General features: G+C 46.1%; 1 pseudogene. It reads left to right on the top strand.

Going from position 1 to position 1,359, the window contains the following annotated elements:
- Positions 1-1,164 (top strand): annotated as a pseudogene (locus GLIP_RS10125) (IS1182 family transposase); the annotation flags it as partial.
- Positions 1,165-1,359: the final 195 nt, after the last annotated feature.

Consider the following 1,359-nt stretch of genomic DNA (forward strand, 5'->3'; position numbering starts at 1 on the left):
GACCCTGTGCGCTTCTTTAAAATTCTGTTTCTCGGCTATTTATTTGGTATCAGTAGTGAGCGTCGCCTCATCAAAGAAATACAGGTAAATGTGGCGTATCGCTGGTTCTTAGGCATGGGCTTGACGGAAGATGTCATTCATCATTCCACGCTGAGTCAAAACCGTATTAAGCGCTTTAAAGACAGCGATATCTATCAGGTTATCTTCGACAACATTGTGCGTCAGGCCATGAAACAAGGGCTCATTGGTGGTAAGAGTTTGTTTGCCGATAGCACACACTTAAAAGCTAACGCCAACAAGAAACGCTTCGACATAAAAGACTTGAAGGTGACACCGTCTGCCTATGTTGAGCAGCTAAATGAAGCGGTAACAAAAGACAGGGAGATAGAGGGAAAAAAGCCCCTGAAGTGTAAGGAAGACAAGCCTTGCACGAAACCCACTAAAGTTAGCCGTACTGACTCAGACAGTGGTTTTATGGTGCGAGATGAGAAGCCAAAAGGCTTCTTCTATCTGGACCATCGTATCGTGGATGGTCGTCACGGTATCATTGTCGATACACACGCCACGCCAGGAAACGTTCACGATAGCCAACCCATTATTGCGCGTATCGACAGAGCAAGAGATACCTTCAAACTCAATCATATTGCAGTTGGTCTAGACGCGGGCTACTTCACTGCCGCGGTATGCCATAATCTCGAAGAGCGCCGGCTTATTGGTGTGATGGGTTATCGCCGTCCCACAAAAAAGAAAGGCTACTTCGCTAAACGCGAGTATGTTTATAGCGCAGAAAACGATACCTACACGTGCCCTCAGGGACAGGTTATACCGTATAAAACCACCAACCGAGAAGGCTATCGCCACTATCACTCTGACGCGAAGCAATGCAAGAACTGTCCTGTCCGCACAAAATGTACGAACAGTAAAAATCACACCAAAGTTGTTACCCGTCATGTGTGGCAGAAAAGCGTAGAAAACGCGAACGAGGTCAGGTTAAGTGACTGGGGTAAGAGGCAATATCGAAGGCGGGCAGAAACGGTTGAACGAAGCTTCGCTGACGCAAAACAACATCATGGACATAGATACTGCCGCTATCGCGGACTAAGTAAGGTCTCGATGCAGTGTCTGTTAGCCGCTGCCTGCCAAAATATGAAGAAAATGGCCTTAGCCAAGGCTACATAAGCCAAAACAACCTTAAATATCGCCCCTAAACCTCCTGAACGAGTTCGTAAATCGTTCATTACCTCTAACGGACCCAATTCTCGACCAATAACGTTAATATAAAAATATCGCGATCGCAGCCTTCGGCTGCTAGAAAAAATAAACCCCTCTGAAAAAAGAGGGGTTTATCATCAATCTGAA

This window comes from Aliiglaciecola lipolytica E3 (assembly GCF_000314975.1).
GTDB lineage: Bacteria > Pseudomonadota > Gammaproteobacteria > Enterobacterales > Alteromonadaceae > Aliiglaciecola > Aliiglaciecola lipolytica.